Origin of the sequence: Vreelandella neptunia, from assembly GCF_000712975.1 — a bacterium.
Classification (GTDB): domain Bacteria; phylum Pseudomonadota; class Gammaproteobacteria; order Pseudomonadales; family Halomonadaceae; genus Vreelandella; species Vreelandella qaidamensis.
The window spans coordinates 250129-263653 of sequence record NZ_JHQL01000003.1; the positions used below are offsets into that span (position 1 = coordinate 250129).

Below are 13525 nucleotides of genomic sequence, written 5' to 3' on the forward strand. Positions count from 1 at the left end.
GTTTTGTGGCCATGGTAAAACTAAACACTTGTTAATGGGTCGTTAGATTAGGTTCTTCATCAGTGGTGAGTGTGACCATGTTCATTGTGTTAATCGTGTTGGCGTTGGCGATTTTTATTTTGCCCAATTTATGGGCAAAGTGGGTATTAAAACGCCATACCCGTGGGCGAGATGATTACCCTGGCACTGGCGCGGAACTTGCCGAGCATCTTTTGCGTCGTTTAGGTGTTGAAGGCGTGAGCGTTGAGCGTACCGAATTTGGCGATCATTATGATCCTGAATCGCGCTGTGTGCGCTTAACCCCCGAGCATTATGATGGCCGTTCGCTCACAGCGGTGACCGTCGCTGCCCACGAGGTTGGGCACGCTATTCAACACCATGAAGGCTACGCACCCCTGCTAGCCAGAAGCCGCTTGGTTCAAGTAGCGCAAAAGGCAGAAAAGTTGGGTGCTATTTTAATGATGGCCGCGCCCTTTCTGTTTGTGCTTACCAGGCTGCCTGGTGGGCTGGCAGTGGTCATTGCGATGGCGGTGATCAGCTTTGGCACCGCCGCACTGGTCCATCTAGTGACGCTACCCGTCGAGTTCGATGCCAGCTTTAACCGCGCGCTGCCGCTGCTGAAAGAGTACGTGCCTCCCTATGACATGCCCGGTGCCCGCCATGTGCTCACCGCCTGTGCATTTACTTACGTGGCAGCCTCGTTGGCCAGCGTGATGAATCTTGGCCGCTGGCTGGTGATCTTAAGAAGATGAAGGTCTATTGGCTCAACAACCGTCAGCACTAGGTTGGCGAACTAATCACGGCGGTGGGCTTATTGGCAATAATGACTGCTCTGCGCGGAGCAGGGTAGCCTTCAATGGTGCGGGTTGGATCGTTGGGGTCGAGAAAATCCGCAAGCGACTGATACGTCATCCACTCGGTTGAGCGTTGCTCTTCCAGTGTGGTTACTGCTTCGTCGACCACGCGCACATTGGTAAAGCCACACCGTGTAAGCCAGTGGCAGAGTGCTTTTGAAGAGGGCAGGAAGTAGACATTAGGCATTGCTGCGTAGCGTTCGCCGGGCACAAACACGGTTTGCTCATCGCCTTCTACCACCAGTGTTTCCAGCACGAGTTCGCCACCGGGCGCGAGCGCCTCTTTTAACTGCTGTAAGTGCTCAAGAGGTGAAGGGCGATGGTAGAGCACGCCCATGGAAAATACCGTATCGAAAAAGGCTAGCTTTTCCGGTACATCCCCAATGCCGACTGGCAGAAACTGGGTGCGTCCGCCGTCGGCTTCACCAACAAAGTGGCGCACTGCTTGAAACTGCCAATAAAAACGTGGTGACGGGTCTATCACCAACACAAAGGACGCCCCTTCACCAGCCATACGCCAGGCGTGGTAGCCGCTGCCACCACCAACATCCAATACCTTACGGTATTTAAGCGGCGCAAGATGTTGAGCAACTCGTTGCCACTTCCAGTCGGAACGCCATTCGGTATCAATCTCAATGCCGCCTAATCGAAAGGGCCCTTTGCGCCAGGGCGAAAGCTTACGCAAAAGGTTAAAGCATTGGCGCTTCTGGCTATCGCTCAATGCAACATCAATGCTGACTGTATCGCTGGTGAGGTCGACATGGCGTTCCTCTGGCAGTGCAGGCAGTTTGGCAACGGCTTTCTCCCAAGCAGAGAGGTCGCCGTGGCGCTGCCGGTCTAGCCCGTTTGCCAGCTGTTCTGGCAGTTTGGCAAGCCACGGCGTCAGTGCGGCGTCCTGGCTGGCTTGGTCTAGAAAAGCTTGGTAAAGCACGCGATGGTCATCGGGTAACAGCGCCACCTTAACCCTCCTTAAAGGCAATCAGCGAGGTAAAGTTCAAGTACTGAAACCACGTCATCGAACGGGGAAAGCCTGCTTGGGCTAAACGGCCATGTAGGGCGTCGAGCGTATCGGGAATCAGCACGTTTTCAAGCGCTGTACGTTTTTGGCTGATTTCCATATCGCTGTAGCCGTTGGCGCGCTTGAAGTCATGGTAGCGCTCAACACGCCAAGCGTTGTCTCGCTCATCGGCATCAATAGTTTTTTCCGACAAAATCAGTACGCCGCCAGGCTCAAGGGCATCAAAAAGCCGTTTCAACAGCGCATCGCGGTCAGCGGGTGGCAAAAACTGCAGGGTAAAATTGAGAATAATCATGCCAGAAGGCACATACTCAAGGGTGCGTATGTCAGCTTCTTCAACCTGCATGGCGTGGTCAGGGCACTCTTCTAAAAACGTTTGCTTGGCCCTGGCCACCATGGCGGGTGAAAGGTCTACCCCGGTATAGCGAAAGGCATCGGCGGGAAGTGCCCCAGCCAGCGCTAAGCCTGATGCGCCTAGCGAGCAACCTAAATCGTAAACATGCGCACCATGACGTAGGTGGCGCTGGGCAATTAAGCTCAACATGCCGAGAATTTGCCCATAACCAGGCACTGAACGGCGGATCATATCAGGGAAGCAGGCAACAACCTGCTCGTCGAAGGAGAACCTTGCCACCTTATCTAGGGGTGTTGAAAAGATAGCGTCGCGGTAAGATGCATCACTCATGGGCAAGCCAGGATTATTAATGAGGCTGCGTAGTTTACGCGCCCTTGTAAGACCAGAACAGACCTGTTTATAACAGATTACTGCTGCACGGAATGACGCCACAGGAGAGGGCATATGGCTTCAGCAACACGCACGACTCCCGATACGCTACCTGCATGGCAGACGTTGAAGCATCATGCTGAAGCGCTGCGGCACGTCCACTTAAAGAACTTATTTGGTGATGACGACAGTCGCTGGGTGAATTTTACGCGTCAGGTAGCAGGCCTGACCTTAGACCTATCCAAGCAGCGCTGGGACGACGATACGCTTGAACATTTACTCGCACTAGCGCATGAGGCGGGTATGCCAGCAGCAATTGACGCGCTGCTAAGTGGGAAACGGGTCAACGTCAGCGAAAATCGACCAGCGTTACATACGGCTTTGCGCTTACCCGCAGATGCCTCCCTTGAAGTAGAAGGCGAAGATGTGGTGGCGTCGGTTCATGACAGCCTTGCCCAGATGGAGTGCTTGGTGCAGCGGCTGCAGGCGGGCCAGTGGCGCGGTGCAACCGGTAAGCCGATCCGCCATGTGGTGAACCTGGGGGTGGGGGGATCAGATTTAGGCCCACTCATGGTCACCCACGCATTAGCGGACTACCGCCCCAAAGGGAGGCATCCGTTGGAGGTACACTTTGCGTCCACCATGGATGGCTCTCAGCTGGCAGATTATTTAAGCCGTTTTAATCCAGAAACCACGCTGTTCGTTTTATCGTCAAAGTCGTTTACCACCATCGACACGCTTTCCAATGCTAATACGGCTAAAGACTGGCTATTAGGAAAGCTATCAGCTCACGGTGATCTACCGACCGCTGCGCCATTAAGTGCTGAACTAATTGTTCGTCAGCACTTTATTGGTGTGTCGGCGAGTCCCGAGAAAATGAGCGAATGGGGTATTACCTCGGATCATCAGCTGATGTTTTGGGACTGGGTCGGCGGACGCTACTCCTTATGGGGCACTATTGGCCTCCCGATTGCGCTTGTGGTGGGGATGGATAACTTTCGTGAACTGCTGGCAGGCGCTCATGCCATGGACTGCCACTTCCGCGATGCGCCGATGGAAGATAATCTGCCCGTGTTGCTGGGACTCGCCGGTATCTGGAACGTTAATTTTCTGGATATCCGCGCCCATTCGATACTGCCTTACGACGGACGTTTAGAATACTTTGCTGCTTATCTTGAACAGCTAGAGATGGAGTCCAACGGCAAGTCGGTGACCCGCCAAGGTCAGGCGGTGAACTACTCGACCTGCCCGGTGCTGTGGGGGCAGCTAGGCCCTAATGCGCAGCATGCCTTTTATCAGCTGCTTCACCAGGGCACCCAGCCGGTGGTTTGCGATTTTATTGCGCCGCTGAAGCGCTATGATGAAGTCGAAGATCCTGATACCCGCCGTCATCTTAAAGCCCAGCACCGGCTAGCGCTGGCTAACTGTTTTGCCCAATCGCGAGTGTTGATGCTGGGGGATGACGCCCTCGACGATGAAGGCCCTCGCCCTGAGCACAAACGTTATCGTGGCAACCAACCTTCTACGACGGTGCTGCTGGATAAGTTAACGCCCTTCACCTTGGGTGCGCTGATTGCTCTATATGAGCACAAAGTATTTGTTCAGGCGGTCATTTGGGATATCAACCCGTTTGATCAATGGGGGGTAGAGCTGGGTAAGAAAATTGCCACCGATACCCAGGCGATTATCGATGGTGAAGGCGATATTTCGCGCATGGATGCCTCCAGCCGTGGCTTGATTGGCGCGTTTTGGGCATCAGAACAGGAGTAACGCCTTATTCTGATTGTCATGGCTGGATATACAGCTTTTTGCTTTTCCGCTATCCTGTGTTCTTTTGTAAGCCGCCCGCGAGCCGTTGCAATGCGATGGCTCGGTTCAATATTCTGCGCGGCTGTTAGCGCTATTTTTCAGGGACCGACGTTACATGACCCAGTTTGATGCCTCCCAGTACGGCGCGAGTTCCATCGAAGTCCTGTCAGGGCTCGAGCCGGTGCGTAAGCGTCCCGGTATGTACACCGATACTTCGCGGCCTAATCACCTCGCTCAAGAGGTCATTGACAACAGTGTTGATGAGGCCCTTGCGGGGCACGCCACGGCGATTAGCGTGGTGTTGCACAACGACGGGGCCATTGAAGTTCAGGACAATGGCCGCGGCATGCCTATCGACCTGCACCCTGAGTACGGGGTGTCGGGTGTCGAATTGATTTTTACCAAACTGCACTCAGGGGGGAAGTTTTCTTCCTCTAGCTACCGTTTCTCAGGCGGTCTCCACGGGGTTGGCGTGTCGGTGGTGAACGCTTTATCACGTCGCCTAGACGTTGAAGTTACCCGCAATGGTGCGCGCCACGCGATGGCGTTCGAGTTTGGTGAAAAAGTTGAAGAGCTGCATGAAATTGGCAAAGCGGCCAAGAAAGCAACCGGCACGTTGGTGCGCTTCTGGCCAGATGAAAGCTATTTCGACAGCCCGAAGCTGGCGCTCTCTAAGTTAAAACATTTGCTACGCGCCAAGGCGGTACTGTGCCCTGGGTTAAAGGTGACCCTGGTAGAACCCGACGGCACAAAAACCGAATGGGCCTATGCCGACGGCCTGCGGGACTACCTGGCTGAAGCCACCGATGGCTATGAGGTGGTACCCAATGAGCCCTTTGTGGGTCATTTTAGCGATGACGAACATGGCGTTGACTGGGCGATTCAGTGGTTACCTGAAGGTGGCGAAACGCTGTTGGAAAGCTACGTTAACCTGATTCCCACGCCCCAGGGTGGCACCCATGTGAACGGCTTTCGTTCAGGGCTGTTAGACGCATTGCGAGAGTTCTGTGAATACCGCAGTTTGCTGCCCCGTGGCGTTAAATTAACTGCCGATGATTTATGGGAGCGAGCCTCTTTTGTGCTCTCGGTTAAGATGCTTGACCCCCAGTTTGCCGGGCAGACCAAAGAGCGTTTGTCGTCGCGCACCATTGCGGGCTTTGTCTCAGGCGTGTTGAAAGACGCCTTTTCGCTGTGGCTGAACCATCACATCGAACAGGCTGAACGGCTGGCGGAACTGGTGATCAGCGCTGCCCAGCAGCGTCAAAAAAAGTCTAAAAAAGTTGCCCGTAAAAAGGTCACTTCCGGCCCCGCGCTGCCTGGTAAATTAGCGGATTGCTCCGGCCAAGACCCTGCGCTAAGCGAGCTGTTTTTAGTGGAAGGCGATTCGGCAGGCGGCAGTGCTAAGCAGGCGCGTAATCGCGAAACCCAGGCCATTCTTCCGCTGCGTGGAAAGATCCTCAACACTTGGGAAGTCGAGACCCACGATATTTACGGCTCTCAGGAAGTGCATGATATCGCCGTGGCGATTGGCGCGGACCCTGGCAGTGCAGACCTTGAAAAGCTGCGTTACCACAAAGTCTGCATTCTAGCGGATGCAGACTCTGACGGTTTGCATATTGCGACGCTGCTGTGCGCCTTGTTTGTCAGGCATTTCCCCAGCTTGGTGGATGCCGGGCACGTGTTCGTAGCCATGCCGCCGCTTTACCGAATCGATTTAGGTAAAGAAGTGCACTACGCCCTGGATGAGAGCGAAAAAGCTGCGATTCTCAAACAGCTGGCGAAAAAGCGCGGCACACCTAACGTTCAGCGCTTTAAGGGTCTGGGCGAAATGAGCCCGCTACAGCTGCGTGAAACTACCATGGCTGTGGAAACCCGCCGCTTGGTTCAGCTAACCCTGGAAGAGGGCGACGGCACCATGGAAATGATGGATATGCTGCTAGCCAAAAAACGCGCTGGTGACCGCAAAAAGTGGCTGGAAGATTACGGCAATCTTGCTGATGTAGACGTGTAGTTACCCCATAGAGAGGTCATCAGCCTCATTGTAACGACCAGAGGCGTGAAGCCAACTTGTCAGGCAGACGTTAACAGGCATTATTACAGTGCCATGCTATTTGGCCGATAGTTGAATTAGGTAGCTTATTACATACTAAGACGCGTAAAAAACGCTCATAGACAGGGGAATAGCTTTGTTCAACACAATCTCTCGGCAGTTAACGTTGTCTGCAGTGGTGTTAACACTACTAATGGCTGTCAGTATTTACGGCGTGATGGCATGGCGTGGCCAGCCGTTAGTGATCGATGCAAGTCAGTCACTGATTGAGCGTACGGGCGGCTCTATCGTGAATGCGCTGAATGGCCAGTTGGCTCGTGTCGAGGGGAATACCTCGAGCTTAGCGGCGTTGGCCGAGTCGCTTCCTCAAGATGAAGCGATTTACCAGCAAGCACTGCCCAATGTGGTCGATGATAATGGCAATATGACAATTGCCGGAGGCGGTATTTGGCCTGAGCCAGGCGCATTTTCGCCGGGTGTCGAGCGCTTCAGCTTTTTCTGGGCACGTAATGCTCAGGGAGCGTTGGAGTTTCTGGATGATTACAACGCAAGCACTATTGCTCCATACCACGACGAAGCATGGTATAGCAGTGCTCGCGATGCGACGCCAGGACAGTGCGTTTGGTCTGCCGCGTACCGCGACCCAGCGACAGGGGTCGCCATGGTGACCTGTAGTGTTCCGTATTATATCGATGGCGCTTTTTCAGGTGTAGCCACCATTGATATGCAGCTAGGCGGCGTGGCCGAGTTTCTTGCGGAAAATGGCGGTGGTACAGGCGGTTACGCCTTTGTGTTGGATAATGAGCGCAATGTCATTGACCTACCTGGAGTAGAGCAAGCCTCTGATGAAATGAAAGGTGTAGCTGACGTTGTCCGTGATATGCCCTGGCTTCAGCCTGTTGTTACGGCGATAACTGCTGGCCGGGAACAAGCGAGTATCGAAAGCGCAGGCGTGTTAGCAGAGCCTGCTGAAGTGCGCTTGTTTGACATGCCACGTACAGGGTGGACGCTTGGGTTAGTAACGCCTAGCGAGCAAGTCACGGCTTTGGCGCGCACGTTAACACGTGACCTGCTGCTATTTATCGTCCCTTTGCTGGCTCTGTTGCTGGGGCTTGGCTGGTGGGGTGGTCGTATTTTGCTAGCGCAAATACGCAGTACCACGCGTCAAATCGATCAGCTGGGTCAGGATAACTCGAGTCGAGAGCTAACGATCTATCGTGAGGATGAGATTGGTGAACTGCGCCGTGCTGTTAATCGATACTCGGAGAAGCTACAGCGGCTATTTGGTGACGTGCGGAGTGTGGCCGATGCCATTGCCAGCGAATCCACTGAAATAGCGGCAGGCAATACGGAGCTTTCTAGCCGAACAGAACAACAGGCGGCTTCTCTTCAGGAAACGTCATCAACGATGGAAGAGATGGCGGCTACGGTGAAGCGTAACGCTGACAATGCTCAAGAGGCCGACCTGCGGGCAAAAGAATCAGCGGATAAAGTAAAACGCGGTGGCCAGCAGGTATCGAGGCTGGCGCAATCTATGGAAGCGATCAACGAAAGCTCGGTTGAAGTCGCTTCAATTGTTCAAGTAATCGAAAATATTGCATTTCAAACCAACATATTAGCGCTGAATGCCTCGGTAGAAGCAGCGCGTGCGGGTGAGCACGGGAGAGGCTTTGCGGTTGTTGCCAGTGAAGTACGTGAGCTTGCCTCGCGCAGTGCTGCATCGGCCAGGAATATTAATGGGCTGATCAAAACCACGTCTGAGCAGATCGCGACGGGCAGCGGTTATGCTCAAGAGGCTGAATCCGCTATGAAAGAGATTGTCGTCGCCATTGAGGAAGTAACAGCACGCATTAGCGAGATCAGCCAAGCTTCCAGCGAACAAACCAACGGCATTGACGAGATTAACCGAGCGGTAACGCAGATGGATACGGTGACCCAGCAGAATGCAGGCTTAGTCAGCCAGGCCGCAGGGGCTGCTAATGAACTGTCGTTACAGGCCCAGCGTTTAAAAGGCTTGCTAGATGAGTTTCACGGCGGTGCGCAGGCGGTATCGCAGGCTCCTGCACTGTCGGATGCGTCGCATGAAAGGTATCAATTAACATAGCGTGCCATGCTAAGTGGCCGTGTGTCCGCTTATCAGCCGCCCCGACTGGGGCGGTTTTGTTGTTAAGGTAGGATATGATCGACATGGATATTCAGGTAGCAGAGGGTGACGTCGAACGGCTGTCCCTGCGCGATTACACCGAAAAAGCGTACCTCGACTACTCGATGTACGTCATTTTAGACCGTGCTTTGCCCAATATTGGCGATGGCATGAAACCTGTGCAGCGGCGGATTATTTATGCCATGCGTGAATTGGCGCTGCACGCCAATGCTAAGTACAAAAAATCAGCGCGTACCGTGGGTGATGTGCTGGGTAAGTTTCACCCCCATGGCGATGGTGCTTGCTATGAAGCGATGGTGCTCATGGCCCAGTCGTTTAGCTATCGCTATCCGCTAGTAGACGGGCAAGGTAACTGGGGTAGCCCTGATGACCCTAAATCCTTTGCTGCCATGCGCTACACCGAGGCCAAGCTTTCTAAGTTTGCGGAAGTTCTGCTTAGCGAGCTGGGCCAGGGTAACGTGGATTGGACGCCGAACTTCGACGGCACAATGCAAGAGCCAGTGGTGCTGCCTGCGCGTCTGCCTCACGTGCTGCTCAACGGCGGCACTGGCATTGCGGTCGGCATGGCAACCGATATTCCGCCGCACAACGTGACGGAGGTGGTCGAAGCCACCTGCCATCTGCTGCGCAACCCCGAAGCGACTACCGTCGACCTGATGGAGTTCGTACCCGCGCCAGACTTCCCCACCGATGCGGAAATCATCACGCCCAAAGCAGACCTGCGTAAGCTTTATGAGTCTGGACGTGGCTCGGTCAAACTACGCGCCCGCTATGTACGTGAAGACGCCAATATCGTGATTACCGCCGTGCCTTATCAGGTCAGCGGTGCCAAAGTGTTAGAGCAAATCGCCGCGCAAATGCAGGCTAAAAAGCTGCCGATGGTTGCTGACTTGCGCGATGAGTCCACCCACGAAGAGCCGACTCGCTTAGTGATTGAGCCGCGTTCAAATCGTGTGGATGTTGAATCGCTAATGGCGCACCTGTTTGCTACCACGGATCTGGAAAAGAACGTGCGGGTAAACATGAACGTGATCGGCCTAGATGGCCGCCCCCGTGTGATGCCACTAGCCGATATGCTGAGTGAATGGCTGCGTTTTCGACGTGCCACGGTACGTCGTCGTTTAGAGCACCGCTTAGGCAAGGTCGAAGACCGACTGCACATTTTAGAAGGGCTGCTAACGGCTTATCTCAACCTCGACGAAGTGATCCGTATTATTCGTGAAGAGGATGAGCCAAAGTCGGCGCTGATTGCTGCTTTTGGTCTTTCTGAACGACAAGCTGAAGCAATTCTAGAGCTGCGGCTGCGTCATCTTGCCAAGCTGGAAGAGATGAAAATCCGTGGTGAGCAGGATGAGCTTGAGAAAGAGCGTAAGTCGCTACAAGGGTTGCTAGGCAGTGAAGCCAAGCTGACCACACTGATTGAAAAAGAGATCCGCGCGGCGGGTAAAGAGCATGGTGATGCGCGTCGTTCGCCGCTGGTCGAGCGTGAAGAATCCAAGGCCCTCTCTGAAGTTGAGCTGCTAGGCGCCGATCCGATTACCGTGGTGCTCTCTGACAAAGGCTGGATTCGTGCAGCAAAAGGCCACGATATTGACCCTGAAGGGCTTTCTTATAAAGCAGGCGATAGCTTCCAGCTAGCGGCGCGCGGTAAAACCAATCAACCCTTAGTGCTATTGGATGACACCGGCCGCGCCTACACCTTAGCGGCGCATAATTTGCCCAGCGCCCGAGGCCAAGGTGAGCCCGTCACTGGGCGGGTCAATGTGGCGGCAGGTGCACGAATGGCGGGGTTAATGCTGGCACCGCCCACCAAACGGTTTGTATTGGCCAGCGACGGTGGCTATGGGTTTGTAGCCCAGCTTGGCGCTCTGACTGGTAAAAACAAAGCCGGTAAAGCGGTACTCAGCGTACCGAAAGGCTGCAGCGTGATGGCACCTGTGGAAGTGCCGGAAGGTGAAGGCCTGTGGGTAGCATCGGTGTCCAACGAAGGTAGGTTGCTGCTGTTCCCGCTAGACCAGCTGCCTGAAATGGCTAAAGGTAAAGGCAACAAAATGCTCGATATCCCTGGCCCGCGCGCGGCCCGACGGGAAGAGTTTGTGCGCGATATTGCCATTGTGGCAGATAAGAGTGAGCTTATTATTCATGCCGGTAAGCGTAAGCTAACCCTGAAAGCCGACGATCTCGCGTATTATCGTGGTGAGCGCGGTAGACGAGGCAGCAAATTGCCGCGTGGTTTCCAAAAAGTCGACCGTTTAGAAGCAGGGGAGTAAGTCATGGCAACGCGTTATCTGATTCGTGCGACCGGTGTTGCGCGCCCAGGACAGCTGGCTGGCCTGGGTAAGGCACTGGCGGCAGGGGGCGCTCGTCTGTTGGATATAAATCAAAGCGTGACGTTTGGCATGCTCTCGTTGGAAATGTTGGTGGGGCTTAATCACGACAGTGCTTTGGAAGCCGCTCTAAGCGAAGCGGGGGATACATTAGGGTTAGACGTACAGGCAATTGTGGTGAGTGGTGAGGATTACCAGCGCTGGAGCGAACAAGCCAGCCAACCAAGGCTGATTTTAAGCCTACTAGCTCCTAAATTGCCTGCTGGTATATTAGCTGAAGTAGGCGCGCTAACGGCTGAGTTTGGTCTAACCGTTGAGCTGATCCATCGCCTTTCAGGCCGTGAAGCGCTTGAAGGAGATGCGCCAGCTAACGGTGCTTGTGTTGAGTGTTGGCTTAGGGGTAGCGATGCGGAGCTAGAGGCCTTGCGCGAAAAGGCCCTAGCACTGGGCGCTCAGCATGGAGTCGATATTGCTATTCAAGAAGACACTATCTGGCGTCGGCACCGTCGCTTAGTGTGTTTTGATATGGACTCGACCTTGATTAAAACCGAGGTAATTGATGAGCTGGCACGTCGTCATGGCGTAGGCGATGAAGTCGCCGACGTAACCGAACGAGCAATGCGTGGCGAGCTGGATTTTCAAGAGAGCTTCCGCGAGCGTATGAGTAAGTTAGCCGGTTTAGACGAAGCCGTCTTGAAGGAGATCGCCGCTGAGCTGCCGCTAATGGATGGCGTTGAACGGCTAATGGCGAACTTAAAGCGCTTTGGTTACCGCACCGTGATCCTCTCAGGAGGGTTTACCTACTTCGCCCGTCATCTTCAGGATAAGCTTGGCTTTGATGAAATCCATGCCAATGAGCTGGTGATCGAAAATGGCAAGGTGACTGGCGAAGTCAAAGAGCCGATTGTTGATGCCCAGCGTAAAGCCGATCTTTTGGAGCAAATTGCGCTACGGGAAGGCTTTACTTTAGAGCAGACCATTGCCGTCGGCGATGGCGCTAACGATCTGAAGATGCTGGCGAAAGCAGGGCTAGGTATCGCGTTTCGTGCTAAGCCGGTGGTTCGTGCCCAGGCCCGCCAAGCAATTTCAACGTTGGGGATTGATGCGGTGCTGTATTTGATTGGCTATCGCGAAGCAGATCTAATCGACTGACGCGCGCTGTCGAGCGAACAGGCGGTCATTAGTACCGCCTTTGGCTAGTTGTCTGTATGCGTGTTCACACCACCATATTCAGCGCGTAGCGCTTCTAGCTTAGCAGTTTCATTTTCGCTGAGCGGTGGTGAATTCCACAGCGGATTACCTTGCACGTCATTTACCCCTTGTAGTGTTAAGGTAAGTTTTGTGTCGCGAGGAATCTGGTTATTTCCCCAGGGACCGAAACGGTTGGGAGCAAGGCTCCATTGGTCAGTCTCGCCAGGCGCTAAACCATCAGCAATCACATAATAAAACGTTTCATCGACCCAGGGTGTTTCGCGGTCCGGACTGGTTAGGACACCATGTAACAATAGTTCTGAAATCACCTGATCAGAATTATTGGTTACCTGAAGGTCAATGACAGGTTCAAAGGCACCGTAGGGGCTAGTACTAATGTAGTAATCAGCATTTTCAAGACGTACCTGTGCGCGTTGTTGCTGGTCATATGTTGCATTCGCCTGCTTATTTTCTAGACGATCAAGCGTTTGCAGTGCCTGCTCTCGTTCGCGGGCGCGACGTTCGCGCAGCATTCTGTCGGCGCGCTCAATAATCTCATCCCCTGTCAGGCCGTGCATATAGGCATTTGCTGATTCGGCCACTTCTGCGGCATTCATACGACGTGCATTGAGTAAATCGATGCCGCTGAACGATGACATGGCTATGATCGTCAAGGCTTGATCAAACTCATCGCGCTTGTAGGTAGGGAGAGAATCACGCACTTTCTCAACGGAAACAACGGCGGCTGGCATTGAGCTGGTGTCTATTTTGGGGTCTGAGCAACCCGCTATCATCAACGTGGTTAATGACAGTGCCGACAATCTAAGCAGGCTCCACATAGAATTACCTCAAAACAGGCTAACAAAACGCAAGGAGCTTACCGGAAAGTGGCGCTCCTCACTACTGTCTCGCGCCTGTGACATATAAAAAGCGCTGGCGTTTTGGCCAGCGCTTAACGATTAAACGGTGTTGCTTCACTCTTTCAGCCATGCCCTTTATCAGGGTGGGGTACCGGCTTTTCACCGACTTCTTCTGAACGCAGTTCTACTGGTTTTCCTTGGGTTTTATCAGCGTGCTTGAGCTGCATATGTAGGCCCGTTTTGGCAAGCAAGTGGGCACTAACTGGCGCAGTGATGAATAAAAACAGCGTAATCAGTAGTTCTTGAACATCCGGTTTGCCATCGACGCTCCAAAAGTAGCCCATTGAAGCAACAAGCATGCAGCCTATGCCCAGCGTGGTGGCCTTGGTAGGGCCATGCAAGCGCATGTAAAAATCTCTTAGGTGGGCAAGGCCCAGTGAGCCAATAAAGACGAAAATGCCGCCTGCCACTAGCAGCAGTGAAATTAGCGCTTCAACTAAGAATGACATTGGCGCATCTCCTTAACGA

At 53.8% G+C, this 13525-nt stretch carries 10 protein-coding genes; 6 read left to right on the forward strand and 4 right to left on the reverse strand.

What is annotated here, in order from left to right; translation table 11 throughout:
• Positions 1-77: 77 nt before the first annotated feature.
• Positions 78-752, forward strand: coding sequence for a zinc metallopeptidase (locus CR46_RS0109195; protein WP_030072136.1), 675 nt, complete (start codon positions 78-80; stop codon positions 750-752).
• A 28-nt stretch (positions 753-780) separates the two neighbouring features.
• Here CR46_RS0109195 and cmoB read toward each other — a convergent pair whose 3' ends face one another.
• Positions 781-1812 carry a tRNA 5-methoxyuridine(34)/uridine 5-oxyacetic acid(34) synthase CmoB gene (gene cmoB, locus CR46_RS0109200; protein WP_030072138.1) on the reverse strand — a complete coding sequence of 344 codons (1032 nt, stop codon included), beginning with the start codon at positions 1810-1812 and terminating at the stop codon, positions 781-783.
• A 1-nt stretch (position 1813) separates the two neighbouring features.
• Positions 1814-2557 (reverse strand): carboxy-S-adenosyl-L-methionine synthase CmoA, encoded by a 744-nt coding sequence (cmoA, locus tag CR46_RS0109205; RefSeq protein ID WP_030072140.1) that lies wholly within the window; start codon positions 2555-2557, stop codon positions 1814-1816.
• Between the two features lie 114 nt (positions 2558-2671).
• On the opposite strand from cmoA, the gene pgi reads away from it, so the two are divergent.
• From pgi to serB, 5 genes are all read left to right on the forward strand, one after another.
• A complete protein-coding gene (pgi, locus tag CR46_RS0109210; RefSeq protein WP_030072141.1) occupies positions 2672-4366 on the forward strand; it encodes a glucose-6-phosphate isomerase in 1695 nt (564 codons plus the stop codon).
• Positions 4367-4520: 154 nt separating this feature from the next.
• On the forward strand, positions 4521-6416 hold the full coding sequence (parE, locus tag CR46_RS0109215) for a DNA topoisomerase IV subunit B (protein WP_030072143.1): 1896 nt from the start codon (positions 4521-4523) through the stop codon (positions 6414-6416).
• A gap of 175 nt (positions 6417-6591) precedes the next feature.
• Positions 6592-8559 (forward strand): methyl-accepting chemotaxis protein, encoded by a 1968-nt coding sequence (locus CR46_RS0109220; RefSeq protein ID WP_051690154.1) that lies wholly within the window; start codon positions 6592-6594, stop codon positions 8557-8559.
• Between the two features lie 74 nt (positions 8560-8633).
• On the forward strand, positions 8634-10889 hold the full coding sequence (gene parC, locus CR46_RS0109225; protein WP_232222367.1) for a DNA topoisomerase IV subunit A: 2256 nt from the start codon (positions 8634-8636) through the stop codon (positions 10887-10889).
• 3 nt (positions 10890-10892) lie between these two features.
• Positions 10893-12098: a phosphoserine phosphatase SerB gene (gene serB, locus CR46_RS0109230; RefSeq protein ID WP_030072148.1), complete on the forward strand. Its 1206-nt coding sequence runs from the start codon at positions 10893-10895 to the stop codon at positions 12096-12098.
• Between the two features lie 44 nt (positions 12099-12142).
• Here serB and CR46_RS0109235 read toward each other — a convergent pair whose 3' ends face one another.
• Positions 12143-12976 (reverse strand): DUF6694 family lipoprotein, encoded by an 834-nt coding sequence (locus tag CR46_RS0109235; protein ID WP_030072150.1) that lies wholly within the window; start codon positions 12974-12976, stop codon positions 12143-12145.
• A gap of 143 nt (positions 12977-13119) precedes the next feature.
• On the reverse strand, positions 13120-13506 hold the full coding sequence (locus CR46_RS0109240) for a Na+/H+ antiporter subunit G (protein ID WP_030072152.1): 387 nt from the start codon (positions 13504-13506) through the stop codon (positions 13120-13122).
• Positions 13507-13525 lie beyond the last annotated feature (19 nt).

What these genes read in the sequence shown, in the direction of transcription:
- CR46_RS0109195 (WP_030072136.1), top strand. Translation starts at nt 78, where the DNA reads ATGTTCATTGTGTTAATCGTGTTGGCGTTGGCGATTTTTATTTTGCCC.
- cmoA (WP_030072140.1), bottom strand. Translation starts at nt 2,557, where the DNA reads ATGAGTGATGCATCTTACCGCGACGCTATCTTTTCAACACCCCTAGAT.
- pgi (WP_030072141.1), top strand. Translation starts at nt 2,672, where the DNA reads ATGGCTTCAGCAACACGCACGACTCCCGATACGCTACCTGCATGGCAG.
- parE (WP_030072143.1), top strand. Translation starts at nt 4,521, where the DNA reads ATGACCCAGTTTGATGCCTCCCAGTACGGCGCGAGTTCCATCGAAGTC.
- parC (WP_232222367.1), top strand. Translation starts at nt 8,634, where the DNA reads ATGATCGACATGGATATTCAGGTAGCAGAGGGTGACGTCGAACGGCTG.
- serB (WP_030072148.1), top strand. Translation starts at nt 10,893, where the DNA reads ATGGCAACGCGTTATCTGATTCGTGCGACCGGTGTTGCGCGCCCAGGA.
- CR46_RS0109235 (WP_030072150.1), bottom strand. Translation starts at nt 12,976, where the DNA reads ATGTGGAGCCTGCTTAGATTGTCGGCACTGTCATTAACCACGTTGATG.
- CR46_RS0109240 (WP_030072152.1), bottom strand. Translation starts at nt 13,506, where the DNA reads ATGTCATTCTTAGTTGAAGCGCTAATTTCACTGCTGCTAGTGGCAGGC.